This is a genomic window from Tumebacillus permanentifrigoris (assembly GCF_003148565.1).
GTDB lineage: Bacteria > Bacillota > Bacilli > Tumebacillales > Tumebacillaceae > Tumebacillus > Tumebacillus permanentifrigoris.
Genome location: NZ_QGGL01000026.1, coordinates 1 through 23,626 on the forward strand (window position 1 = coordinate 1; position 23,626 = coordinate 23,626).

Annotated in this window: 22 protein-coding genes, 5 tRNA genes, 2 rRNA genes and 1 other RNA gene; 24 read left to right on the forward strand and 6 right to left on the reverse strand. The window is 56.7% G+C overall.

All coding sequences use genetic code 11. The features are described 5' to 3' along the window. The 3 genes from C7459_RS21000 to C7459_RS21010 form a co-directional block, all read left to right on the forward strand. Positions 1-141 (forward strand): 23S ribosomal RNA (locus C7459_RS21000); the annotation flags it as partial. Positions 142-190: 49 nt separating this feature from the next. Beyond that, positions 191-307, forward strand: a 5S ribosomal RNA gene (rrf, locus tag C7459_RS21005). Positions 308-372: 65 nt separating this feature from the next. After that, positions 373-1,200, forward strand: a complete 828-nt coding sequence (locus tag C7459_RS21010; RefSeq protein ID WP_109691241.1) for a GNAT family N-acetyltransferase — start codon at positions 373-375, stop codon at positions 1,198-1,200. A gap of 48 nt (positions 1,201-1,248) precedes the next feature. Here C7459_RS21010 and C7459_RS21015 read toward each other — a convergent pair whose 3' ends face one another. The 3 genes from C7459_RS21015 to C7459_RS21025 are packed head-to-tail and all read right to left on the reverse strand — an operon-like array spanning position 1,249 to position 3,580. Next, positions 1,249-1,791 (reverse strand): hypothetical protein, encoded by a 543-nt coding sequence (locus C7459_RS21015; protein ID WP_109691242.1) that lies wholly within the window; start codon positions 1,789-1,791, stop codon positions 1,249-1,251. Next, entirely contained in the window at positions 1,784-2,533 is a 750-nt protein-coding gene (locus tag C7459_RS21020; RefSeq protein WP_146201063.1) for a polyprenyl synthetase family protein, read from the reverse strand. Before C7459_RS21020 ends, C7459_RS21015 begins: the two co-directional genes overlap by 8 nt. 24 nt (positions 2,534-2,557) lie before the next feature. After that, on the reverse strand, positions 2,558-3,580 hold the full coding sequence (locus C7459_RS21025) for a YaaC family protein (protein ID WP_109691244.1): 1,023 nt from the start codon (positions 3,578-3,580) through the stop codon (positions 2,558-2,560). A 127-nt stretch (positions 3,581-3,707) separates the two neighbouring features. On the opposite strand from C7459_RS21025, the gene guaB reads away from it, so the two are divergent. The 8 genes from guaB (at position 3,708) to C7459_RS21065 (ending at position 13,608) form a co-directional block, all read left to right on the forward strand. Next, a complete protein-coding gene (guaB, locus tag C7459_RS21030; RefSeq protein ID WP_109691245.1) occupies positions 3,708-5,174 on the forward strand; it encodes an IMP dehydrogenase in 1,467 nt (488 codons plus the stop codon). Between the two features lie 149 nt (positions 5,175-5,323). Further along, positions 5,324-6,583: a D-alanyl-D-alanine carboxypeptidase family protein gene (locus tag C7459_RS21035; RefSeq protein ID WP_109691246.1), complete on the forward strand. Its 1,260-nt coding sequence runs from the start codon at positions 5,324-5,326 to the stop codon at positions 6,581-6,583. A gap of 276 nt (positions 6,584-6,859) precedes the next feature. Further along, entirely contained in the window at positions 6,860-7,744 is an 885-nt protein-coding gene (pdxS, locus tag C7459_RS21040) for a pyridoxal 5'-phosphate synthase lyase subunit PdxS (RefSeq protein ID WP_109691247.1), read from the forward strand. Between the two features lie 11 nt (positions 7,745-7,755). Continuing rightward, the gene (gene pdxT / locus C7459_RS21045) at positions 7,756-8,349 is read left to right on the forward strand and encodes a pyridoxal 5'-phosphate synthase glutaminase subunit PdxT (protein WP_109691248.1); all 594 of its coding nucleotides are present in this window, start codon (positions 7,756-7,758) and stop codon (positions 8,347-8,349) included. An 89-nt stretch (positions 8,350-8,438) separates the two neighbouring features. Continuing rightward, entirely contained in the window at positions 8,439-9,560 is a 1,122-nt protein-coding gene (locus C7459_RS21050; RefSeq protein ID WP_109691249.1) for a glycoside hydrolase family 15 protein, read from the forward strand. A gap of 168 nt (positions 9,561-9,728) precedes the next feature. Further along, entirely contained in the window at positions 9,729-11,006 is a 1,278-nt protein-coding gene (gene serS / locus C7459_RS21055) for a serine--tRNA ligase (RefSeq protein WP_109691250.1), read from the forward strand. Positions 11,007-11,069: 63 nt separating this feature from the next. Next, on the forward strand, positions 11,070-12,422 hold the full coding sequence (locus tag C7459_RS21060; protein WP_109691251.1) for an ArnT family glycosyltransferase: 1,353 nt from the start codon (positions 11,070-11,072) through the stop codon (positions 12,420-12,422). A 61-nt stretch (positions 12,423-12,483) separates the two neighbouring features. After that, positions 12,484-13,608, forward strand: coding sequence for a DUF5667 domain-containing protein (locus C7459_RS21065; RefSeq protein ID WP_109691252.1), 1,125 nt, complete (start codon positions 12,484-12,486; stop codon positions 13,606-13,608). A gap of 475 nt (positions 13,609-14,083) precedes the next feature. Here the strand turns inward: C7459_RS21065 and C7459_RS21070 are convergent, their stop codons facing one another. Together C7459_RS21070 and C7459_RS21075 are read right to left on the reverse strand one after the other, a co-directional pair. Next, positions 14,084-14,764 carry a deoxynucleoside kinase gene (locus tag C7459_RS21070; RefSeq protein WP_109691253.1) on the reverse strand — a complete coding sequence of 227 codons (681 nt, stop codon included), beginning with the start codon at positions 14,762-14,764 and terminating at the stop codon, positions 14,084-14,086. After that, the gene (locus tag C7459_RS21075; RefSeq protein WP_109691254.1) at positions 14,757-15,401 is read right to left on the reverse strand and encodes a deoxynucleoside kinase; all 645 of its coding nucleotides are present in this window, start codon (positions 15,399-15,401) and stop codon (positions 14,757-14,759) included. Before C7459_RS21075 ends, C7459_RS21070 begins: the two co-directional genes overlap by 8 nt. A gap of 141 nt (positions 15,402-15,542) precedes the next feature. On the opposite strand from C7459_RS21075, the gene C7459_RS21080 reads away from it, so the two are divergent. The 13 genes from C7459_RS21080 (at position 15,543) to C7459_RS21140 (ending at position 23,118) form a co-directional block, all read left to right on the forward strand. Continuing rightward, positions 15,543-15,800: a hypothetical protein gene (locus tag C7459_RS21080; RefSeq protein ID WP_109691255.1), complete on the forward strand. Its 258-nt coding sequence runs from the start codon at positions 15,543-15,545 to the stop codon at positions 15,798-15,800. A 72-nt stretch (positions 15,801-15,872) separates the two neighbouring features. After that, a tRNA-Ser gene (locus tag C7459_RS21085) sits at positions 15,873-15,963 on the forward strand. 10 nt (positions 15,964-15,973) lie between these two features. After that, positions 15,974-16,050: transfer RNA gene (locus C7459_RS21090), tRNA-Arg, on the forward strand. 45 nt (positions 16,051-16,095) lie between these two features. After that, a tRNA-Arg gene (locus tag C7459_RS21095) sits at positions 16,096-16,174 on the forward strand. Between the two features lie 35 nt (positions 16,175-16,209). Beyond that, the gene (gene tadA, locus C7459_RS21100; protein WP_281272796.1) at positions 16,210-16,665 is read left to right on the forward strand and encodes a tRNA adenosine(34) deaminase TadA; all 456 of its coding nucleotides are present in this window, start codon (positions 16,210-16,212) and stop codon (positions 16,663-16,665) included. Positions 16,666-16,673: 8 nt separating this feature from the next. After that, positions 16,674-16,763, forward strand: a tRNA-Ser gene (locus tag C7459_RS21105). A gap of 13 nt (positions 16,764-16,776) precedes the next feature. Then, a tRNA-Ser gene (locus C7459_RS21110) sits at positions 16,777-16,868 on the forward strand. 12 nt (positions 16,869-16,880) lie between these two features. Next, an RNA gene (gene ffs, locus C7459_RS21115) (signal recognition particle sRNA large type) lies at positions 16,881-17,145 on the forward strand. Positions 17,146-17,300: 155 nt separating this feature from the next. After that, a complete protein-coding gene (locus tag C7459_RS21120; protein ID WP_245884681.1) occupies positions 17,301-18,386 on the forward strand; it encodes a two-component system sensor histidine kinase NtrB in 1,086 nt (361 codons plus the stop codon). Between the two features lie 116 nt (positions 18,387-18,502). Next, on the forward strand, positions 18,503-20,458 hold the full coding sequence (gene dnaX, locus C7459_RS21125) for a DNA polymerase III subunit gamma/tau (RefSeq protein WP_109691257.1): 1,956 nt from the start codon (positions 18,503-18,505) through the stop codon (positions 20,456-20,458). 27 nt (positions 20,459-20,485) lie between these two features. Next, a complete protein-coding gene (locus C7459_RS21130) occupies positions 20,486-20,797 on the forward strand; it encodes a YbaB/EbfC family nucleoid-associated protein (protein ID WP_109691258.1) in 312 nt (103 codons plus the stop codon). A 4-nt stretch (positions 20,798-20,801) separates the two neighbouring features. Further along, positions 20,802-21,407: a recombination mediator RecR gene (gene recR, locus C7459_RS21135; protein ID WP_109691259.1), complete on the forward strand. Its 606-nt coding sequence runs from the start codon at positions 20,802-20,804 to the stop codon at positions 21,405-21,407. Between the two features lie 169 nt (positions 21,408-21,576). Then, positions 21,577-23,118 carry a M14 family metallopeptidase gene (locus C7459_RS21140; protein ID WP_170119597.1) on the forward strand — a complete coding sequence of 514 codons (1,542 nt, stop codon included), beginning with the start codon at positions 21,577-21,579 and terminating at the stop codon, positions 23,116-23,118. A 101-nt stretch (positions 23,119-23,219) separates the two neighbouring features. Here C7459_RS21140 and C7459_RS21145 read toward each other — a convergent pair whose 3' ends face one another. Then, on the reverse strand, positions 23,220-23,567 hold the full coding sequence (locus C7459_RS21145) for a helix-turn-helix transcriptional regulator (protein ID WP_109691261.1): 348 nt from the start codon (positions 23,565-23,567) through the stop codon (positions 23,220-23,222). Between the last annotated feature and the right edge of the window lie 59 nt (positions 23,568-23,626).

The window sequence follows — 23,626 nt, forward strand, 5'->3', positions numbered from 1 at the left end:
CGCGAAGCCCCCCTCAAGATAAGACTTCCCACACGGTCAACGTGGTAAGACCCCCAGTAGAAGACTGGGTTGATAGGCTGGGTGTGTACGTGCCGCGAGGCATTTAGCTGACCAGTACTAATAGGTCGAGGGCTTATCCTACGAAATGCAAGGTCTTAACTCACAAAGTTGCAGCATCCAGTTGTCACAGTCTCGTGATGATGGCGGAAAGGTCACACCTGTTCCCATCTCGAACACAGAAGTTAAGCTTTCCAGCGCCGATGGTACTTGGACCGCAGGGTCCTGGGAGAGTAGGACGTCGCGAGGCAATCAAAAAGGCTCGATTCTCAGCAGAGGATCGAGCCTTTTTTTGCAAAGGGGGATTTCCAAATTATGACCGAACAACAACTCGCGCAGGTCAAGGCACTTGCAGACCTGTGCAATCACCATGATGGCATTGAACTAAAACTCAACTACAACACGCTGAGAGAACGTCCGATCGGGCAGACAAACGATTTCTTCACCTATGTGGATGGAGAGTTGAGAGGCTTTCTGGCCCTGTATGCGTTCAACTCACGGGAAGCAGAAATCTGCGGGATGGTCCACCCGGACGACCGCCGCCAAGGTATGTTTCGCGCTCTGCTGGAGCAAGGGCTTGCCGAACTGAAACATCGTGGCATCCCGAAAATTCTGCTGGTGGTCGACAACCGTTCCACTTCCGGTCGTGCGTTCGCCGAAGCCGTAGGGGCTACCTACAAGGTCTCCGAGTACAAGATGCATCTCAGAGAACCGAAGCCGCAAGTGCGACGCTTCGAGGATTTGCACGTGTTGCGTGCCAAACCGGAAGACGCGGAATTCATGGCACAGTGCATGCGGATCGCCTTTGACATCCCAGATCTCCTCCCGGCTTCTCCAGAGAAGTTCAACCAGCCGGATCGCCACCTCTACGTGATCCGCAAAGGGTCTGTGAACGTTGGCACGATGAATGTGGCGATCACCGGCACCTCCGCTTCGATCTACGGTTTCTGCATGCTCCCTGAACAGCAAGGGCGAGGGTATGGTCGTCAGGCACTCTCCGAAGTCATGTTCCGCCTCGTAGAAGCGGGCATCACCGCACAAGACCTAGAGGTGGCCGCGGAGAACAAGCGCGCGCTTGGACTCTACCAAGACTGCGGGTTCGTCGAAACTTCCTCCATCGAGTACTACGAGCGAAGCATCTAGAAAAGCATACATGCAAAAAGCCAGACGCGGCTGTCTGGCTTTTTTCGTTTACACGCAGGCGATCCAGATCGTCAGCAACATCCCGTGGGCGAGCGTCATCAGAATCGTTTTCACCAACCCGCGCTGTACGGAGCTGCGACGGTTCAGGTTCACCGTCCAACAGCGGATCGCGCCGAGCAACCCGCACAACACGGAGAGGAAAAACACATGCGCCGTCTCCAGTGTCGCCACCGTTCCAAAAAACGCCGCCAGCAAAAAGCACGCCGCCGGCACGTGCCGGATCGCAGCGAGCCCATAGCGGTTGGCGATCCATCCGGTCACGGTCTGTGCTCGCCTTGCCCGCGACAGATAGCGATCGACTACGATGTCGCGCATCTGGCCTTGGGTCCACCATGCCACGCACAACAGCGAGTGCAAGACCGCTGCCCAGCCAATCAACGGCTCCGACATGCCCGACCACGCCGTATAGCCTTCGATCAGCCAGCCTGCTACCGCGGGCAGGGCAGCGGCTGCGAGCGTATAGGCGTTGGGCTTGCCGAACCTCCAGCTGAGGCGACGAGCGATCCAGTTTCCTTTGTTGAGATCAAACATTGAGCATTGCCCTCCTTTTCTCCGTCAGGCAGGGCAGTCCATCTGGCGCTTGCAAGAGCAAGAGTTTGGCCTCGCTCTCTGGCAGAGCAGACAGATGGGACGATGCCCGTTTGCGGTAGGAAGCGATGAGGGGCCGGATGTCCTCCCGGCGCGGGGTTGGGGTGCGGTCGAGGTGCCAAGCCATGCCGAGCGCGAATCCATAGGAGGTCAGGGCCTCCTCTACAGGTGCTCCCCCGCGGCCTAGCAAGGCCCCGATCCGACAACTGGTCGCCATCCAGCGCCCCGACTTGGCAAACGCTTGCTCCAACTCCTCGCGCATCGACCGCGACGGCCCGCGAGATCGCTCACGCAGTCGCAAGCGTTCCTTGGTCAAGCTGCATGCGAGCTCCGTGTACAACAGCGTAACCTCTCGAGGCAGTTCGGCTGCCAACGAGAGGCTTTTTGCGTAAAAAAAGTCTCCGGCCAACAGTTGCTCCAGCGGTCCGATGCCCGATGCAGGCGGGACCTCTCCGTGCAAGCGGATAAACCACGCCAGCAGTTCCATCGCCGCCGCCGCGCGTCCCAAGCACGCTTCGTCCCCGTGCAACCGCGGGGCTGTGGAAACCGCCTCCCCTGCCAACCAGACCAGCAGCCCATCCCGCAGTCCGCTCTGCTTGGCACACTCGTCCGCCAGCCGATGTACCACCAACGGGGCCTCACCGAGCGCCCTGTCGATCTCCTCCCGTACCTTCGAAGCCCGCATCGTCATCCCCGCTCCCCTCAACTGTCACGGCGTGTAAAAAATCGTCTGCTCCTGGTTCAACTCATCGAGGATCAAGTTCGGAAACTTGCGCATCGACACGTTCAGAAATTCGTTGATCAAAAACGTATCGTGCGACGAAAACGTCAGGATCATCTCACCCCAGCGCTCCGTCTCATACCGACAGAGCATCCCGAGCACGAACATGATCATGAAATGCACGCTGAGTTCGGGCAACACCAAGTCGCCCTCATGTGGAAAGCGCAGATGCGGTTGCCCTGAGAAGTCGTGCAACAATAAACGATGCCGTTCATGATCGCCCTCCACCTCAATCGAGAACATCCCCGTCTCCTCCCGTTGTTCCGGGTAGGAAAAGCGGGCGGATTCGCCCCCGTGTCGGTTCAACAGCTCCAACAATTCCTCTCGCGTCCGGTCACCGCCCGCGACAAACTGGCGCGGCACTTGCCACAGGGGGCGCTGTTCCGCTTGCCAGTACACACCGAGCGGACAGACCTGTGGCGTGCCATACAGCCGCTGGTAGGCGTGCATCAGCTCAGGGATCACCGCCAGCAATTCCTTCATCCGAAAGCGGTGCATCGGTTCGAACTCCGGTCCTTGGAGGGTGGTGTGCAGGGTTTGGAAGATGCCGTCCTTTTGCACGCGCACTTCGTCCTCTGCAAACGAGTACTGGTCGCGCTTGAGCTTGCGGGTGGACAGGCCGTGCTTCAGCACGCTGGTGGAGGATGGATACTCCGGGTTGTGGGTGGTGATCAGCGCTTTGGAGAGCGCCATCATGCCGTAATAGAGCAGGAGCGGTTTGGTCAAAATATCACAGGCTTCGGCGGCGCGATAATACTCGCGCGCTTGCTTCAAGCTGAAAATAAACTTGGGTGTGGCTTGGTACACCCACTTTGAGATCGTGTCATAGCCTAGTCGCTCGTACTGCAAGCGCAGATACTCGCTAGCAGACTGTTCGTTCTCATAGTACACGAACGTGTCCCAGAGCTTGCGATACGGTTGCTCTGAAGGGATGCGGACTTGTGTCTGCATCACACATCAACACTCCTCTCCAAGCGCTTGACTGTCCTGTAGGCTATTGCTAAACTAGTCCATAATATCCACGGTCAAGGGACAATTTATACGCATCTTATACGCATCTTCTGGGGGGAATATCGGAATGTGGCAAAACAAGTTTGTCAAGGAAGGGCTCACCTTTGACGATGTCCTGTTGATTCCGGCGAAGTCTGAAGTCTTGCCGCGCGACGTTTCGGTCGCCTCGCGAATCACTCGCAAAGTCAAGTTGAACACGCCGATCGTATCTGCGGGGATGGACACGGTCACCGAGGCAAAAATGGCGATCGCGATGGCGCGCGAAGGCGGAATTGGCATCATCCACAAGAACATGCCCGTCGAAAAGCAAGCCGAGGAAGTCGATCGCGTCAAACGCTCCGAATCGGGCGTCATCACGAATCCGATCTACCTCACGCCAGATCACTACCTCTACCATGCCGAAGAGATGATGGCGAAGTATCGCATCTCCGGCGTCCCGATCATCCACGAGGATGGGCGTCTCGTCGGGATCATCACCAACCGCGACTTGCGTTTTGAGAAAAACTTCAACCGCAAAGTGGACGAGGTGATGACCAAGGAAAACCTCGTCACCGCGCCGGTCGGCACCACGATGGAACAGGCCCAAGAGATCCTGCAACGTCACAAAGTTGAAAAACTCCCGCTCGTCGACGAAAACTTCCAACTCAAAGGTTTGATCACGATCAAGGACATTGAGAAGGCGATCCAATTCCCGAACGCAGCCAAGGACGAAAAAGGCCGTCTGATCGTCGGCGCAGCTGTCGGGGTGTCCAAGGATACCTACGAGCGCGTCGAAGCGCTGGTGAACGCAGGGGTTGACCTGATCACCGTCGACACCGCGCACGGCCACTCGGTCGGCGTGCTGAACACCGTTCGCGAGTTGCGCGAGAAGTACCCGGACCTCGAGATCGTCGCAGGGAACGTGGCAACAGGCGAAGCGACCCGCGATCTGATCGAAGCCGGTGCATCGGCTGTCAAAGTCGGCATCGGGCCGGGCTCGATCTGCACGACCCGCATCGTGGCGGGGATCGGCGTGCCGCAGATCACGGCGATCTACGACTGTGCGACGGTGGCGCGCGAGTACAACATTCCGATCATCGCGGATGGTGGGATCAAGTACTCGGGCGACATCGTGAAGGCGTTGGCGGCAGGTGCGGACTGTGTCATGGTCGGTTCGTTGCTCGCGGGTACGGAGGAATCGCCGGGTGAGATGGAGATCCACCAAGGGCGTTACTTCAAGGTCTACCGCGGCATGGGGTCGCTTGGCGCGATGAAGGAAGGTTCGAGCGACCGCTACTTCCAAGAGAACGCTCCGAATGCGAAGAAACTGGTTCCAGAAGGCATCGAAGGTCGTGTCCCGTACCGTGGCTCTCTGGGCGACATCATCTACCAAAACGTCGGAGGCATCCGCGCTGGCATGGGCTATTGCGGCGTCGCGACGATCGAGCAGTTGCAATCCAACACCTCCTTCATCCGCATCACGGGTGCGGGCTTGAAAGAAAGCCACCCACACGATGTGCAGATCACCAAGGAAGCACCGAACTACAGCTTGTAAGACCTGTACGGAAAAAAGACCGAACCCGCGTGGGCTCGGTCTTTTTTTGTCCTAACTATGGTATAATTCCAATTGTGTTTTCCCATTGGAATAAACATAGACGCAATTGTGCGATAGAACGTACCACGGGACGGAGGAGAGAAGACACGATGAAGAAACAGTTCTGGAAAAAAACCGCCTCGGGCGCTTTGGTCGCAGCGTTGTTGTTGACAGTCAACGTGCCGACTACGCAACAAGGACTACAAGGACTGCTTCCGCTCGGGATGTCGGTGGCACACGCCGAAGACGCAAAAGCGGCGGCACCTGACTTGCAGATCCAATCGCCTGCCGGTCTGATCATGGACGTCAAAACGGGGCAACTGCTCTGGTCCAAGGACGAGCATGGCAAGCGCTACCCAGCATCGGTCACCAAGATCATGACGATGCTTCTCACCTATGAAGCTGTTGAAAAGGGTGAGAAAAAACTCACCGACGTCGTGCCGATCTCCGCGACGGCCTACGGGGTTGAAGGTTCTAGCGTATGGCTCGACCCGAAGGAAAAATGGACGCTCCAAGACATGCTGGAGTTCATCGCCATCCCCTCGGCCAACGATGCCTGTGTGGCGACCGCCGAATTCATCGCGGGCAGTGACAAGGCATTCGTTGAGCGCATGAACAAAAAAGCCGCCGAACTCGGCATGAAGGATACGCACTTCGCGGACACCAACGGCTTGCATGATCCAGATCACTACAGCTCCGCCTATGACATCGCGCTCATGGCGCGCGAGTTGATCAACAAATACCCGCAAGTGCTCGACATCTCCAAGATCCAGTCCAAGACGATTCGCGATGGCAAGTTCAAGCTGGAGAACACCAACCACGCCCTCGGCAAAATCGAAGGCATGGACGGTCTGAAAACCGGCTTCACCGACCAAGCGGGCAACAACCTCGTCGGCACGGTGGAGCGCAACGGCATGCGGCTGATCTCCGTCGAACTCGGCGCCAAGGACGATGAGATGCGCGTCAACGACACGATCAAGATCTTGGACTACGGCTTCACGAACTTCAAACCGCAGACCGTGATCAAAAAGGGCGAGGCCGCACCGGAACTCGCACCGGTCATCTCCGGCAAGGACAAGGAAATCGAAGCGGTCGCGCAGTCTGATCTCACCGTCTCCATCAAAAATGGAACGCCGGCGCTTGAGAAAAAGACCGTGTTCAAGGAAGTCACCGCTCCGATCACCAAAGATACTGTTGTAGGCGAACTGCAAGCTGTACAAGATGGTAAAGTGATCGCAACCGTTCCGCTCGTGGCCAAACAAGACGTGGAGAAGGGCTCGTGGATTCGTTTGATGTTCCGCGGCATCGGCCATTTCTTCTCCGGTCTGTTTTCCTCGATCGGCAGCGGCATCTCCGGACTTTTTAACTAAGTCGAAGTGAGGGAATCTACGTGACGGCACCTGGTTGGTATCTGATCTCTTCGTTAGTCCTTTTCATCATCTTGATCCCTGGTGGTTTTTTCATGTTCCGTGCGTTTTTGCGACGGATGGCACCGGAGAATCAAGAGAATAACAAATAACCAGGAAGTCCTTCCTGGTTTTTTCCCTATTTCTTGTCACGCCTGTCCCACTAGGATACAATGAGTACTTGAAAGCTACACAAGTTGTTTACCGATACTTTCCCATATACAGGAGGAAACTTACCCAATGATCGAAACTGGCACAACTCGAGTCAAACGCGGTATGGCGGAAATGCAAAAAGGCGGCGTCATCATGGACGTCATCAACGCAGAGCAAGCGAAAATTGCAGAAGAAGCAGGCGCAGTTGCGGTTATGGCGCTGGAGCGCGTTCCGGCGGACATTCGTTCGGCTGGCGGCGTTGCACGCATGGCAGACCCGACGATCATCGAAGATGTGATGGCGGCTGTCTCCATCCCGGTCATGGCCAAAGCTCGTATCGGCCACTTTGTAGAAGCACGCGTGCTGGAAGCACTCGGCGTCGACTACCTCGACGAATCCGAAGTTCTCACTCCGGCTGACGATAAGTACCACATCAACAAGCGCGAGTTCACCGTGCCGTTCGTTTGCGGTTGCCGTGACCTCGGGGAAGCACTCCGCCGCATCGCGGAAGGCGCTTCCATGCTCCGTACCAAAGGCGAACCGGGCACCGGTAACATCGTCGAAGCGGTCAAGCACATGCGCACCGTGCAAGCTCAAATCCGCAAGATCACCTCGATGTCTGAGGACGAAGTGCTTGCAGAAGCGAAAAACATCGGCGCTCCGGTTGACCTGCTCCTGCAAGTTCGTCTCGCTGGCAAACTGCCGGTCGTCAACTTCGCAGCAGGCGGCGTCGCAACTCCGGCGGACGCAGCGCTGATGATGCACCTCGGCGCAGACGGCGTATTCGTAGGTTCCGGGATCTTCAAATCCGAAAACCCGGAGAAGTTCGCTCGTGCCATCGTACAAGCGACCACGCACTACAACGACTTCAAGCTGATCGGCGAGCTGTCCAAAAACCTCGGCCCGGCGATGAAGGGCATCGAACTCTCCAACATCGCACCGGCTGATCGTATGTCGGAACGCGGCTGGTAAGGGAGAACCCCATGAAAATCGGCGTACTTGCCTTACAGGGAGCTGTCGCAGAACATATCAAGAGCCTGCAACAAGCAGGCGCCGATGAAGTGGTTCCGGTCAAATGGCCGGCCGACCTCGAAGGTCTCGACGGCCTCGTCCTGCCGGGCGGGGAGTCGACCACGATCGGCAAACTGATGAACAAGTACGAGCTGATGGAGCCGGTTCGGGAGATGGCGGAGCGCGGTGTGCCGATGTTTGGCACTTGTGCCGGGCTGATCTTGCTCGCGAATCGCATCGAAGGCCAAGACTGGGCACATCTCGGTGTGTTCGACGTACTGGTGAATCGCAACTCGTTTGGCCGCCAAGTCGATTCCTTTGAGACCGATCTCGAAGTGAAAGACATGGAAGGCGACGAGAAGTACACAGCGGTGTTCATCCGCGCACCGCACATCATCGAAGTGGGAGATCAGGTCGAGGTCTTGTCCACCTTCAACGACCGCGTCGTCACCGCTCGCCAAGGTCACATCATCGGCGCGTCGTTCCACCCGGAACTGACCGATGATGTACGGTTACACAAATACTTCCTCAAAATGGTCGATGAGGCGAAGCAAGTTCGCGTCTAATCGGCTAGAACTGCTGGATCTCCGAACGAGAGGGGCGTCATGATGACGCTCCTCTTTTCGTATATTTGTAGACAAGAGGAGGGGTGCGGATGAAAGGGTTGCGACATAGCATCGAGGTGATCCGTCGAGGGCAGGCGAGGAGCGGAGCGTTTTTGGCAAGTCCGAAGTTTGCGACCTATCGCTATGCGTGGTTGCGCGATGGGACATTTGTCGCGTATGCGATGGATGTCGCGGGTGAACATGCGGAGGCGGCCGCTTTTTATCGTTGGGTACACCGGGCGATCCTCCGACATCGGGGGAAGATCGAGGCCCTTTTTGCGGCAAAAAAGTCCGGGGCCGCGATCGGCACGGACTGTTTTTTGCATACGCGGTACACGGTGGATGGACACGAAGGCAGGGAGCCGTGGGGGAATCACCAGTTGGATGGCTATGGCGCGTACCTCTGGGGCGTTGCGGAACATGTGCGGTTGAGCGGCAATGCGGCGTTCTGGGCAGAGGTGCGGGAGAGCTTCGAGGCGATCGTGGAGTACCTCACCACCTTTTGGCAGGAGCCTTGCCATGATTGCTGGGAAGAGTGGGGGGAGCGGGTGCATCCGAGTACGCTGGCGGCGGTGTATGGGGGATTGCGTGCCGTAGCGGGCCTGTGGCGCAGCGGGTCGATGGGTGGAGTTGGTTCGAGTGAGGGCATCGGACAGGAGGCTGCCGCAGATCAACTTGTGGCCGTCTGCGGGCAGATTCGGTCGTATGTCGAACGGCACGCGTGCGTAGACGGGCGTTTTTGCAAATCGGTGGGGAACCCGGCGGTGGATGCGAATCTGTTGTGGTTGGGCGTGCCGTTTGCAATGTTTGATGTCCATGACTCGCGGATGGTGCGGACGGTGGAGGCGATGGAGCGCGAGTTGGTGACACAGGGTGGTGGGGTGCATCGCTACTTGGAGGATTCCTTCTACGGCGGGGGCGAGTGGATTCTGCTCTCGGCGTGGCTCGGGTGGTACTATGCCCGCGCCGGGAATCTCGAACGGGCCCGCGAGCTGCTGGTGTGGGTGGAAGCACAGGCCGACCCGAACGGCGATCTGCCGGAGCAAGTGCCACAGGGACTGCTGCATCCGACGATGTACGGCGAGTGGGTGGAGCGTTGGGGGACGCCGGCCAAGCCGCTTTTGTGGTCGCATGCGATGTACCTGGTGTTGCATCATGAGTTGCAGCGTTGAGGCGATAGGTCGTCATGAAAAAAGCGAAGGTTCCCACCTCATGGGAACCTTCGCTTTACGTTCACTTATGAGGGCTTGTTTGAATTGAGAGCAGGGATTATGATAAACTGGATAAGGCTGTCTAGAGTTGGATATTTCCCGTTTACATACATAGAGGAGGACTTTTTGATGTTGGACCCAAAACTTTTGCGCAACGAGCCTGACCGTGTGCGTCAGGCCCTGAACAACCGCGGTGAATCGACCGAGGCGTTGGACGAGTTTCTGGAATTGGACAAGCGTCGCCGCGAACTGCTCGTAGAAGTCGAGCAACTGAAAGCTCGCCGCAACACGGTCTCCCAAGAAGTCGCCAAGATGAAAAAAGCTGGCGAAAACGCTGATGCGATCATCCTTGAAATGCGTGAAGTCGGGGACAAGATCAAGGAACTCGATGAAGAGTTGCGCACCGTCGAAGAGCGCACCCATCACCTGCTGCTCTGCCTCCCGAACATGCCGCACGAAACCGTTCCGCAAGGTCTGACCGAGGACGAAAACGTCGAGATCGAGCGATGGGGCGAACCGCGCCACTTTGATTTTGAGCCGAAGCCGCACTGGGAGATCGCGTCCGACTTGGGCATCATCGATTTCGAAGCCGCGGCGAAGATCACCGGCGCACGATTTGCCTTCTACAAGGGAGCAGGCGCACGTCTGGAGCGCGCCTTGATCTCCTTCATGCTCGACATCCACACCACAGAGCACGGGTACACGGAAGTGCTTCCGCCGTTCATCGTGAACCGTGCCTCGATGACAGGCACCGGCAACCTGCCGAAGTTCGAGGAGGACGCGTTCAAGCTCGTGGACACCGACTACTTCCTCGCCCCGACCGCAGAAGTGCCGGTAACGAACTACTACCGCGATGAGATTCTGACGGCGGAGCAACTGCCGGTCTACTTCGTCGCCTACACGCCGTGTTTCCGTTCGGAAGCGGGCTCGGCAGGTCGCGACACGCGCGGTCTGATCCGTCAGCACCAATTCAACAAAGTCGAGATGGTCAAGTTCACCACGCCGGAGAAATCCTACGAGGAGTGGGCGAAGTTGGTCAGCAATGCAGAGACGATCCTGCAACGCCTGCACCTGCCGTATCGCAAGCTCGACATGTGCTTCGGGGACCTCGGGTTTGGCGCGGCCAAGAAAAACGACATCGAAGTCTGGTTGCCAGAAGCGAACACCTACCGCGAGATCTCGTCCTGCTCGAACTTCGAGGACTTCCAAGCGCGCCGTGCCAACATCCGTTTCCGTCCGGAAGCAGGTGCGAAGCCGGAGTTCGTACACACGATCAACGGTTCGGGCCTCGCGATCGGCCGTACTGTGGCGGCGATTTTGGAGAACTACCAACAAGCGGACGGTTCGGTGACGATCCCGGATGCACTGGTGCCGTATATGGGCGGACTGACCAAGATCAGCAAATAAAACTGTACAACCCCCTCGGCTAGAGGGGGTTTTTCCACGTTGAAGAGGAGAGGGAAATTTGACATGACGAAACGACAACGCCTCGTCTTCTGGACCATCCTCGCGGTCGCGCTCGGGTTGCGCCTGTGGATGATCTTCGCGGTTGGAGACAAGTTGATGACTGTCTATGATGACAAAATGTATGTGCAGAGCGCCAAGCGGCTGTTGGAGACGGGGATTTTTACTTTCGGCAGTCATCTGGACAAGCCGACCGTGTTCATTCCGCCGCTGTTCCCGCTGTACCTGACCGGACTGTTCGCGATCTTCGGTTCCGGGGAGATGGGGTTGCAGATCGCCCGCATCACGATCGCACTGATGGGAGTTGGCACGCTTGCGCTCGTCGTGCGGCTCGGCGGGATGATGTTCCGTCACCAGCCGGGTGGCGGTGTGGGCGAGGGAGTGCCGATAGACGATGCTCAAGCAAGTCTCCCAAATTCACCTCTAGGTGCGGAAGGTGCAGGCGTAGTTGCAGGGATCTCGCGAACAGGTACGAACGTCGGACTGATCTCCGCCGCACTGCTTGCGATCTACCCGCCCTACATCCTGTTGAATTCCACGCTGTTGACGGAGACGATGTTCACGCTGTTCGCTCTGTGGTTTTTCATCCGCCTGTTGCGAGCGGTGGAATCGCAGCAGTGGCGAGACTTCGTGATCGCGGGGCTGGTGTTGGGCTTGGCGACGTATGCCCGCCCGACGATTGCGCTGTTGCCGATCGCGGTCGGCGTGTACTTGTGGTTCCGCCGGGATTATGGGTTCAAAAAAGCCTTTCTCGTCGGCACGGTGCTGGTCGCGATGCTGTTTGCCGTGCTGAGTCCGTGGATTGTGCGCAACTATGTGGACTTTCACCGCTTCATCCCGCTGACGAAAGCCAGCGGCAACCCGTTCCTCACCGGGACGTACCTCAACCACGATGTCTGGGCGAACGGGCCGGATGCGGAGTTCCCCGACTACCCGAAGGGGTGGAAAAAGGTCCCCGGCGATCAACTCGCCACGGATGACCTGTTGATGTCGATTGGCAAGGAGCACCTGAAGTCCGAATTCCAGCGCGACCCGTGGACGATGGTGAAGTGGTACACCTATGGCAAGTTCAAAGCCTATTGGGACGGCACGTTCGATTGGGCTGATCTGTTGCGGCCGTGGAAGGAAACGCTTCAAAACGTACACCGCGTCCTGCTCGCCCTCTCGCTGATCGGTCTGCTCTGGGCCGTGTGGTGGCGGGAGGCGTATGTGTGGATGATGGTGTTGTGGTTTGGCTATTTCACGGCGTTGCACATGGTGTATGTGACGTCACCGCGCTATTCCACACCCTTGTTGCCTTTCGTGTTCCTTTATTTGGGATATGTATTTGTAAGAATAGTTGCGAGAAGACACCCATAAGGGACGAGCATCCCCCGTATTGTCTAGCAGAACAACAGACAAAAAGGGGATGCTAATTCAAATGAAATTGACAAAAAAGCTTCTGACTTCTTCCGCACTGATCGTAGCACTCGCCCTCTCGCCGGTCGCGGCGTTTGCAGACGAGGCGAAAACGACCTCGACAGCTTCTACGACGACCACGACTTCGACGGACGTTCCAGCAGAGGACGTACAGCCGGGGATGACGCCAGATGCGTTCTTCTACTTCTTTAAGCAATTGGTGCGCGATGTGAACTTGATGCTGACGTTCGATGATAGCAAGGAAGCAGAGCTCCTGCTCAAATACGCGAATGAAAAAGCAGCGGAACTGAAAGCACTGTCCGACAAAGGCGTCACCGAGTACGACGAAGCGCAGATGCAGGAAATTGCAGACCTGCTGACCCAAGCGAACGAAAAGCTGGGGACTGTGGACGGCGAAACGCAGGACGACACGGAGCAGGACACCACGACGACCACCGATGGCACTGTGCCGACCAACACGGGCACGACCACGGGTGGTACGGAAACGACGCCGGTGCCGACCGATTCCACAACCACGACGCCCAAGCCGGATGATTCGCAGACCGCGCCGACGACAGAAGACGATGAGAAAGACACGGCGATGATGGGCAACGAGCAAGCGCTGGCGGTTCTGAAGTCGTTGTTGGACAAACTCCCGGAATCGGGTCGCAAGGGTGTCGAGAACGCGATCAAGCATCTGGAGAAGAACATCGAGAAGCATCACAAGCATAAAAACAAGCACCATGACGATGCAGATACCCAAGGCGAAGACACCACCAAGACCCCGACGGGTAGCACGACCCCGACGACGACCGGAACCAGCACGGAAACCAACGCAGGTGGCACGGCAAGCACGAGCACCAGCACCACGACGAGTTCGGATACCACCGCTGGTAGCACAACCACGAGCGGCACAACCAGCACCACGACCGCACCGACCAGCACGGGTACTGTGACCCCAACCGCACCGACCATGCCGCTCAACGACGACGTGAAGGGGAACCTGAACCTGCAAGTCAAAGTTGAGGACAAATCCACCCACGAAGACAACGGCAAACACAAAGGCCAAGAAAAGCACGACGACCGCAACGACCACAGCAACAATGGAAAAGGCAACGGCAATGGCAAGTCTGAAGGCAAGAAGTAGTAGTACCCGTACCTTCCCAGACAGAACAAGCCACGCTAGGCAGAGGGAAGTACCTGATACCTTCCCAGACAGAACAAGCCACGCTAGGCAGAGGGAAGTACCTGATACCTTCCCAGACAGAACAAGCCACGCTAGGCAGGGGTACTAACCCGATACACTGCCTGACATGCCCTGCTAGGCAAGAAGTTGCACCTAGTGCCGCTCCTGACAGAACCTGCCCCACAAAAAAAGGCTTCTCCCGCTCTGGGAGAAGCCTTTTTACACGTTGTCATGGAATTGTCGGTCTCCTGCTCACCAAGTCGGTCATCGCTGGATGCAGAGATCGTCAGTCTCTTCTCCCTGCACGACATCCTTCCTGGATACAGAGCAGTGCTCAACTTCTCTACGCACCTGTTTTGGAACACGTACCACGACACTAAAAAAAGCACCGGTCCGCCCTGCGGCTCCGATGCTTTTTGCGTTGCATATGTGTCTTCTACGCCCGCACGCGGCGGTTGTTCTGCGAGATGCGTTGGGAGATCTTCTCCAGCACGTGGTTGATCGATTCGCGGTCTTCGACCACATCGTACTCGTTGATGTTGATGCGGATCACCGGGCACGCCGTGAAGTTGTTGATCCAGTCTTCGTAGCGAGTGTACATTTCCTTCCAATAGGCCACATCGGTGTTCTGCTCCATCGGGCGGCCACGTTCCTTGATGCGCTCGATGACGTCCTCGAACGTTCCTTCGAGGTAGATCAGCACGTCCGGGTGCGGGAAGTACGGGGTCATCACCATCGCCTCAAAAAGCGACGTGTAGGTCTCGTAGTCGGTGTTGCTCATCTTGCCCTGCTCATACAGCATGCGGGCAAAAATACCGGTGTCCTCATAGATCGAACGGTCCTGCACAAAGCCGCCGCCGTATTCAAAAATCCGCTTTTGCTCCTTGAAGCGTTCCGCCAGAAAGTACACTTGCAGGTGGAAGCTCCATTTCTCAAAATCATTGTAGAACAAGTCGAGATACGGATTGGTATCGACTTTCTCCAACGAGGTGCGGAAACCGAGCGTCTCGGCGAGCGCCATCGTGATCGTCGATTTGCCGACGCCGACCGTACCGCCGATCGTGATCACCGCATCACGGGGAATCCCAAAACGGTCGAGCACATCATGATTAGGCATGTGAGCGTTGCTCCTTTGATAGAATGGCATCAATTTGGTCAAAGATGTATTGGAGATCTCCTGGGTTTTTCACAAAATCCAGCTTGTCCCCATCGAGCTGCAGCACCGGAACATCCGGGTTCTGGAGACGGTAGCGGGTGAGGAACATCTCGTAGTCATCGCGCAGGTGGCGAATGTAATTCGGGTCCATGTTGTGCTCAAAGTCCCGGTTGCGCGTCGCAATCCGGCCCATGATCGTCTCGACGCTCGCCGTCAAGTGGATGATCAAGGTGGCTTTTGGCATATCAGCAGTCATGATGTCGTAGATCTTCAGATACTTGTCCAATTCACCCATATGCAGCGTGCGGTGGGCAAAGATCGTGTTCTTGAAGATGTTGTAGTCGGAAACGACGGAGCGGTCGTGCTTCAAGTACCCATTCGAGATGTCGGCCAACTGCTTGTAGCGGTTGCATAGAAAAAACATCTCGGTTTGGAAACTCCACTCCTCGATGTTCTCGTAAAAACGTCCGAGGAACGGGTTTTCCTCGACGATCTCTTGCAGTAGTTGAAAACCGGATCGTGCGGCGATCGCACGGGCCAAAGACGTTTTCCCGATCCCGATCGGTCCCTCAACTGTGATGAACTGGGTTGACGACATCGAAGTCCCTCCTGCACAAAACTTATCAGAGTTGCATTGTATCATAGTTTCTCACATCCATCGAGTTCAATCGTATCTTGTCAGAGATTGTTGTATAATAGGTTGTCGAATAGATTGTAAGGTAGAGAGGGGAAAGTTTCCATGAGTCCAAGTACTCTTTTTTCCGCCGGCGTGATTCTTTTTGTGATTTGCGTCGTCATTCAGTATATGGCGTTCCATCGCGCTGCTTTTGGACGTGCGATGCTCATCACCGTCGCGATGTTTTTCTTCACCGGGTTGGTCTTCATCGCCCCGGAGGCTCCGCGCGCATTGGTCTGGATCATCTTGATCCTGACGTGGGCGTACACGCTGTTTATGACCTCCTATGCGTTCAACCGTCTGCGTCAAGCAAAAAAATAAGCGATTATACAAAAGCTGCCTCTTGCGAAGTGGGCAGCTTTTGTTGTAAGATAGGAACCGTTCCACTAACACGGAGTGGTGGCCGAGCTGGCCGAAGGCGCTCCCCTGCTAAGGGAGTATACTGGTAACAGTATCGAGGGTTCGAATCCCTCCCCCTCCGCCATTTTTCTGATGTGCCCATAGCTCAGCTGGATAGAGCGTTTGACTACGAATCAAAAGGCCGGGAGTTCGAATCTCTCTGGGCACGCCAACCGGAACCCCGCCGCATCTTGCGTCCGGGGTTCTTTTTTCTTCCGCACCCGTAGCTCAGGTGGATAGAGCGGTCGTTTCCTAAACGACGTCTTGGGGGGGTTCGAATCCCTCCGGGTGCGCCATACTAGTACCTACTTGAACGGATGGAGGAACAGCCGTGCCTGATCACGAGTTCTTCATGCGAGCAGCGATGCGGGAGGCGGAGATCGCCGCCACCTACGGGGAAGTCCCGATCGGTGCAGTCGTGGTTCGCGATGGCGAGATCATCGCCCGTGGACACAACATGCGCGAGATGTGGAAGGACCCGACCGCACATGCCGAGCTGATCGCCATTCGCGAGGCAGCCCGCGTCACCGGGGGCTGGAGGTTGACAGGTTGTCAACTTTATGTTACTTTAGAACCGTGTCCGATGTGCTCTGGATCTATTATCATGTCCCGAGTGGACGAGGTCTATATCGGTGCGATGGACCCCAAGGGTGGGGCTGTCGGGTCGAAGATCAACCTCGTGGAATCAGACGCTTGGAATCACCGACCGACCGTTGTTCACGGCGTGTTGGCGGAGGAGTGCGGCGCGATGCTGAAGGATTTTTTCCGGAAGCTACGGCGCAAGTGAAACGACATGGAGAGATGTCTGAGTGGTCGAAAGAGCTCGCCTCGAAAGCGAGTGGGCCTTTGCGGGTCCCGTGGGTTCGAATCCCACTCTCTCCTCCATTTTTTACTTTATGGAGAGATGTCCGAGTTTGGTCGAAGGAGCACGATTGGAAATCGTGTAGGCGGGAAACCGTCTCAAGGGTTCGAATCCCTTTCTCTCCGCCATAGGAAATTTTGTCGTGCTAGACGGGGCAGTAGCGGCGCCTTGTAACCCGCGAATCCGCTATAGCGGGGTCGAAGTTCGGTTGAGGGACTTCATCTGGGAGTTTGAAGGTTTGTAAGTGGTGTTGAGGATTGGGTCCTGCGCAACGCAGCCTCCTGAACCGTGTCAGGTCCGGAAGGAAGCAGCACTAAGGGAATCGTTGCGTGTGCCGCAGGGTTGCCTGGTCTGAGCTAACTGCAAGCCTTCGCTCCACGATGGGTTTCGAAGCCGGATGCACGGCTACAAGTTTATACCGAAGTAGAGAAACAGACCTGTGCCTTGTCCGCACAGGTCTGTTTTTTTGTTCGACAAATACAGACAGCGTTCACCGAAGGATTCGACAGAGCCGTAAGAGAACTTCTCCTGTAAAGAACTGGAGGGGGTTGGAAGTGGTGATGAAACAGTCCTCCGCATCGGGAGAGCAGGGATTGCAGATCGAGGGGTTGGCGATTGAAGCGTACCGGGACGGTGTGGTAGCGCTTGATTTCGAGATGCGCGTCGTGGGGGCGAATCGCGCAGCGATGGAATTGCTCTGCGGAGAGGACCGAGAGTTGGTGTTGCCCTGTGACTTGGAGTCGTTCGTCCTGCCGGTTGAACAGGAGTACGACTGGTTGCAGGACATGGTGCGCGAACGGATCTGCTACCGCAACCACATCGTGCGTTGGTCGCGGCAGGGCAAGGAACGGACGTTGCTGGCCGACAGCTACTTTACCCGCGGGTCGGAGGGGGAGCCGGTGGGGCTGGTGCTTTTTTTGAAGGACATCGGCAATCTGGTTTCGTTGGAACGGCAAGTGCATCACCACGAGAAACTGGCGACCGTTGGCAAGATCGCGGCCGGGGTGGCGCATGAGATCCGCAATCCGTTGACGTCGATCAAGGGATTTTTGCAGATGATGCGGCATGGCTTGGAGCAGAACGGGTTGCAAAAGGAACACAGCTACACCACGGTGATGCTCAGCGAGATTGAGCGGGTGAACCAGTTGGTCGGGGAATTGCTGTTGCTCTCGAAGCCGCGCGAGTTGCGGATGGAGCATCTGGAGATGGAGGAACTGATCACGGTGATTGCGCCGTTGATATCCAGCGAGGCGATTCTACATAACATCGAGTTTGATATGCAGTTGGAGCCGACGCCGCTCGTGTATGCCGACCGTGAGATGTTGAAGCAAGTGTTGTGGAATCTGGTCAAAAACGCGATCGAGGCGATGGCGACCGAGACGAATGGCGGGAAACTGACGATTCGCAGCACGTGGCAGGAGCGAGAGGGGCTGGTGCGGGTGGAGATCAAGGATTCAGGTCCGGGGATTCCGCACTATCTGTTGGATCGGATTTTTGACACGTTCTTCACGACCAAGGAGACGGGGACAGGACTGGGCTTGCCGATCTGCCAGCGGATCATCAACGACCTCGGCGGGAAATTACAGGTCACCTCGAAGGGGTTTGGCACGACGGTGTCCGTGTTGATGCCAGGGGTGAAGATCTAGGTCGATCGGAGAAAAAGAAGCATGCGCGTTCCGAGCCTGCTTCTTTTGCGTCCCCTCCCGAACTGTGTTAAACTTTAGAGTGAACATCTATGCACACAGAAGGGAGGGTCGCTGATATGGGATACATCGCATTATACCGGGAATGGCGACCCCAACTTTTTCAAGATATTGTGGGGCAGGAGCATGTGACGAGGACGCTGCAGAACGCTCTGCGGCAGAGTCGCTTTGCTCATGCATACCTGTTTAATGGGCCGCGTGGGACGGGCAAGACGTCAGCGGCGAAAATTTTGTCGAAGGCGATCAACTGTGAGCGCGGCCCCGCCGAGGAGCCGTGCAACGAATGCCACGCTTGCCTCGGGATCACCAAGGGCTCGATCATGGACGTCCTTGAGATCGACGCCGCTTCCAACAGGGGTGTCGATGAGATCCGCGACCTGCGCGACAAAGTCAAATTCGCTCCGACCGAAGTCCGCTACAAGGTCTATATCGTCGACGAAGTACACATGCTGACCACGGAGGCGTTCAACGCGTTGCTCAAAACGCTCGAAGAACCGCCGCATCACGTCATGTTCATCCTCGCGACCACCGAACCGCACAAACTGCCAGCCACGATCATCTCGCGCTGCCAGCGCTTTGATTTCCGGCGCATCATGGGCCGTCAGATCGTCGACCGCCTGCGCTTTATCGCCGATGAAAAAGGCGTGCAAGTCGAGGAGGAAGCCCTCTGGCTCGTCGCACGCGCCGCAGAAGGCGGGATGCGCGACGCGCTCTCGATTTTTGACCAAGTGATCTCCTTTGGCGGCGATCAAGTCCGCTCCGAAGACATCATCGCGATGGTGGGCTCGATCTCCTCCGAGATTCTCGCGGACATCGCCCGCGCTGTGGTGGAACGCAATCCACCGGCCGTGCTCGGGCACATCGGGACCTTGGTCGACAACGGCAAGGACATCCTGCAACTGATGCACGACCTGATCACCTACTTCCGCGATCTGTTGATGATGAAGACAGTCCCGCACTTGGAGGAGATTCAGGACCGTGCCAACTACGACCGCCAATTCGCGGAAGTCGCCGGGATGTTCGACACCCAACTGCTGATTCAGATGATTGAGCAGATGACCCAAGTCCAAAATGAACTGAAGTGGCAGTCGCAAGGCCGCCTGTTGCTGGAGATGCTGATGGTGCGCCTGTGCAACATCCAGTCCTTCCAACCGGAGGACATGCTCAAGCGCATTCAAGAGCTGGAGGCAAAAATTGCCGGTGGCGCTCCGCTTGGAGCTGGATTCGGTGGAGGCCCGCAAGCCCCTGCCGCCGTCCCGCCCGATATCCTGCGCCGGCTCGCGGAGTTGGAACAGCGCGTCGCATCTGGCGTGGGAGCACCACCTGCGGGCAACCGTCCAGCAACAGCAACATCGATCCAGCAACCCCCCGTCTCAAGCGCGCCGGAACCCGTCTCCCACGCGCACGTCGCACAGGCACCGGCTCCAGCCGCTCCGACGACTCCTGAACCTCCGCGCCCAGTAGCGGCTGCGTCCTCGACGCCGCCCGCCTCCGCCGGATTGGACAAGATCGTCACGGCACCGAACCCAGAAGCGCTCGCACACGCCAAGCAATACTGGACGAAAGTGCTGGATGAGGTCAAAAAGCAAAAAATCACCGCCAATGCGTGGTTGCTTGCAGGCACGCCGGTCGTGGTCTCCAATGGGTATCTCGTCGTCGCGTTCAAGTCACCGATCCACAAAGAGACGATCATGAAGCCGATCTTCAAGGAGATCATCGATCCGATCTTCACACAACTGTTCAACGGCACACCGACACATCTGTACGCCGTGATGGAGTCGGAGTGGGAGCGATTTCTCCCGATCCTTGCCCAACGCGCGTCTGAGCCCAGTGGAGGACCACCAGCCCCAGAGGCAGAACCTGTAGACGAAGGGAAGCCGCCTGCGCCTACAGAAACCGACACCCCGATCCCTGTGGCTGTCGGAGGGCGACCAGCCCCTACTGAGAAGATCGACGATCTCGTCGAAAAAGCAAAGTATCTCTTCGGACCCGAGCATGTAACGGTTCTGGAGTAACATATTCTATCATGAGGTGAGTCTCCCATGAAAAACATGCAACAATTGATGAAACAAGCACAGAAAATGCAAGCACAGATGATGAAAGCCCAAGAAGAACTCGGCACCAAAACGATCGAAGGCACCGCGGGCGGCGGCGTCGTTTCGATCGTCATCACCGGCCACAAACAAGTTCAATCCGTCACGATCAAGCCGGAAGCTGTCGACCCGGATGATGTCGAGATGCTCCAAGACCTCGTCCTCTCTGCGGTCAACGACGCTTTGAAAAAAGTCGACGAGATGACCCAAGCCGAGATGGGCAAATACACCCAAGGCATGAACATGCCAGGCCTGTTCTAGACACATGCTCTTCTACCCGGAAGCGATCTCCAACCTGGTCGACGGCTTCAACCGTCTGCCCGGCATCGGGCCGAAGACCGCCCAACGGCTCGCGTTCCACGTGATCTCCATGAAGGAAGGTGATGTGATGGAATTGGCAAAAGCGCTTGTCAACGCCAAGCGCCATCTCCATCACTGTTCCGTCTGTTGCAACATCACCGACATCGACCCTTGCCGGATCTGCAACGACCAATCCCGTCGCCGCGACATGATCTGTGTCGTACAGGAAGCCAAGGACGTTGTCGCGATGGAGCGAACCCGTGAATTCAACGGTCTCTACCATGTCTTGCAAGGTGCGATCTCACCGATCGAAGGCATCGGCCCGGATCAGATCCGCATCGCGGAACTGCTGCGCCGTCTGCAAGACCCCGAGCTGGAAGTTGAGGAGATCATCATGGCGACCAACCCGAACATCGAAGGGGAAGCGACCGCCATGTACCTCTCGCGCCTGCTCAAACCGGTCGGGATCAAGATCACGCGCATCGCCGCAGGTCTTCCGGTCGGTGGCGACCTCGAGTATGCCGACGAAGTCACGCTCTCCAAGGCGCTCGAAGGCCGTCGGGAACTGTAGTCATTTGCGGTCATTATAGGAAAAAGCCAAGCAACGCGCCTGCGCGTTGCTTGGCTTTTTTTCGTCCCCTCCTGAATCGTGAGAAGGAAAATAGAGCCTGTACCTCGAATGCCTTGTTATTCCAGAGTATTCAGAAATAAATAAAGTTTTATAAAGGGAGGTCATGAGCATGAAAAAGAACTGGGTAGGTCTCACCCTCGCCGCGATGATGTTGACCGGGGCGATGAGCGCAACTGTCATGCCCGCACAGACAGCTCATGCAGCAAATGTCACGGTGTACCGCGTGTACACAGATGCCACACACACCGCTACGCAACTGGAAGCCCAAGGGTTCGATGTGTGGGAAACCCAACCGAACTTCGTCGAAGCCCCGCTGACCAGCGACCAGATCAACTGGCTGCAACAAAACGGCTGGAGTTACACGATGAGCCGCAACACCAGCGGCCCGACATTTGACTCCGCGTACCACACCAACACGGCGGTGGAGCAGATTCTCGCTGACCGTGCGGCACGATTCAAAAACATCGCCACCGTCTCCACGATCGGCTACACCTACGAGAAGCGCCCGATCCAAGCGATCAAGATCTCTTCGAGCAAACTGCGCTCCACCGACAAGTCGAAGGCGCTGTTCATCGGGGGGACGCACGCTCGTGAGATTTCGCCGCCGGAGATCATGCTTTCGAATATGGACTATCTGCTGAACAACTACGGAGTTGACCCGGATGTGACGTGGATGGTCGACAACCGCGAGATCTACATCATCCCGATCCTCAACAAGGACGGTCACGACCGTGTTGAGCAATTGATGAACTGGCGCAAGAACACCGACAATCGCTGGGGTGGAGAGGGTGTCGACCTCAACCGCAACTACAACGAACCGGTCAACGGAGTTTGGGGCAACCCGGTCTATGGCACCTCGACCAACCCGTTCAGCGAAGTGTTCTGCGGGCCGAGCGCGTTCTCGGAGCCGGAGACGGCGGCTGTCCGCAACCTCGTCGAGTCGGTGATGGGTCCGACGGGTACGCCGGCGACCGTCCCGAATGGCTTCAAGATGGTCGTTGACATGCATGCCTACGGAAACACCATCATGTGGCCGTGGAACTGGACGTTCGACGTCGCCCAATATGGTGCCCAAAACGACATCGCCAAAATGGAGATGATCGGGAACAAGTGGGCCGCGTCCAACACGTACAAGGCCTACATCGGTGCAAAAATGTACTACACCACTGGCGACACCACAGACTGGGCGTATGGGTTCCACCGCATCCCGTCGTTCACGATCGAAGTCGGGAAAACCTTCTGGCCGACCAATGCCGACTTGCAGACACAGGTCGCGGAGAACCGTCTACCGTTCCTCAACGGGGTGAAGATCACCGACGACCCCTACGGTCGCGCAGGTGGCCCGGATTCGACGGGGCTGAACGTCTCCGTGGCGAGTGGAAAAATCACGCTGACCGGGTCCGCAGATGACAGCAAGTCGGGCAGCAACAAAAACCGTGCAGTCGAAGTGTTCGTCGATGCGCTTGGCGTGCGTGGCACGGGCACCAAGGCGACACTTGGCAACTCGACCAACTCCGGGGCGATCACCTCGTTCAACGCGTCGATCTCGACGGCTGGACTCAGCTCCGGCAAGCACCTGCTGATCGTCGAATCCCAAGACGACAGCGGCGCGTGGGGTGCCCCGAGCGCCGTTTGGGTGAACCTGCCGTAAGCGTTCGTCTGCAAATGAACAAGACCCGCTTTCCGATGGAGAGGGGGTCTTGTTTATCGTCTACTCAGCATTACTTCAAAATGAGTGTGCAGGGAACGGGTCTATTTAGGTGACCGAAAGTAAGCAATGAATGCTTCCAGAATCGCAGACTCATCTCCGTCTAAAGAGGTGCCATGAGGCTCAAGAACGGTACTTAGTATCCGCTCTTGAATGTCCCTTGGGAGTGAATGAATAAACCCAATCACTTCCGATGAACCGAAAAAATAGTTTACCGGTTTTCCAAGTACCTTGGATAGGTCAGCAATTACTTCCATAGAAGGATTCAATTTTTTACCATTTTCCAAATTACTGATATAAGTTCTAGATACATGAATCGAATCGGCCAATTGATCCGACGTAAGACCAACTTCACCACGGGCAGCTTTTAGCAGGGTGGCTAAGGTTTGCATATGAATTTCCCTCCCTAATCAGGAACGTACGTTCGATAAATGATGAAAGTAAGAGAATA

Excerpts from the sequence above, each read along its gene's own strand:
- C7459_RS21010 (WP_109691241.1), top strand. The coding sequence starts at position 373 with ATGACCGAACAACAACTCGCGCAGGTCAAGGCACTTGCAGACCTGTGC.
- C7459_RS21015 (WP_109691242.1), bottom strand. The coding sequence starts at position 1,791 with ATGTTTGATCTCAACAAAGGAAACTGGATCGCTCGTCGCCTCAGCTGG.
- C7459_RS21020 (WP_146201063.1), bottom strand. The coding sequence starts at position 2,533 with ATGCGGGCTTCGAAGGTACGGGAGGAGATCGACAGGGCGCTCGGTGAG.
- C7459_RS21025 (WP_109691244.1), bottom strand. The coding sequence starts at position 3,580 with ATGCAGACACAAGTCCGCATCCCTTCAGAGCAACCGTATCGCAAGCTC.
- guaB (WP_109691245.1), top strand. The coding sequence starts at position 3,708 with ATGTGGCAAAACAAGTTTGTCAAGGAAGGGCTCACCTTTGACGATGTC.
- C7459_RS21035 (WP_109691246.1), top strand. The coding sequence starts at position 5,324 with ATGAAGAAACAGTTCTGGAAAAAAACCGCCTCGGGCGCTTTGGTCGCA.
- pdxS (WP_109691247.1), top strand. The coding sequence starts at position 6,860 with ATGATCGAAACTGGCACAACTCGAGTCAAACGCGGTATGGCGGAAATG.
- pdxT (WP_109691248.1), top strand. The coding sequence starts at position 7,756 with ATGAAAATCGGCGTACTTGCCTTACAGGGAGCTGTCGCAGAACATATC.
- C7459_RS21050 (WP_109691249.1), top strand. The coding sequence starts at position 8,439 with ATGAAAGGGTTGCGACATAGCATCGAGGTGATCCGTCGAGGGCAGGCG.
- serS (WP_109691250.1), top strand. The coding sequence starts at position 9,729 with ATGTTGGACCCAAAACTTTTGCGCAACGAGCCTGACCGTGTGCGTCAG.
- C7459_RS21060 (WP_109691251.1), top strand. The coding sequence starts at position 11,070 with ATGACGAAACGACAACGCCTCGTCTTCTGGACCATCCTCGCGGTCGCG.
- C7459_RS21065 (WP_109691252.1), top strand. The coding sequence starts at position 12,484 with ATGAAATTGACAAAAAAGCTTCTGACTTCTTCCGCACTGATCGTAGCA.
- C7459_RS21070 (WP_109691253.1), bottom strand. The coding sequence starts at position 14,764 with ATGCCTAATCATGATGTGCTCGACCGTTTTGGGATTCCCCGTGATGCG.
- C7459_RS21075 (WP_109691254.1), bottom strand. The coding sequence starts at position 15,401 with ATGTCGTCAACCCAGTTCATCACAGTTGAGGGACCGATCGGGATCGGG.
- C7459_RS21080 (WP_109691255.1), top strand. The coding sequence starts at position 15,543 with ATGAGTCCAAGTACTCTTTTTTCCGCCGGCGTGATTCTTTTTGTGATT.
- C7459_RS21120 (WP_245884681.1), top strand. The coding sequence starts at position 17,301 with ATGAAACAGTCCTCCGCATCGGGAGAGCAGGGATTGCAGATCGAGGGG.
- dnaX (WP_109691257.1), top strand. The coding sequence starts at position 18,503 with ATGGGATACATCGCATTATACCGGGAATGGCGACCCCAACTTTTTCAA.
- C7459_RS21130 (WP_109691258.1), top strand. The coding sequence starts at position 20,486 with ATGAAAAACATGCAACAATTGATGAAACAAGCACAGAAAATGCAAGCA.
- recR (WP_109691259.1), top strand. The coding sequence starts at position 20,802 with ATGCTCTTCTACCCGGAAGCGATCTCCAACCTGGTCGACGGCTTCAAC.
- C7459_RS21140 (WP_170119597.1), top strand. The coding sequence starts at position 21,577 with ATGAAAAAGAACTGGGTAGGTCTCACCCTCGCCGCGATGATGTTGACC.
- C7459_RS21145 (WP_109691261.1), bottom strand. The coding sequence starts at position 23,567 with ATGCAAACCTTAGCCACCCTGCTAAAAGCTGCCCGTGGTGAAGTTGGT.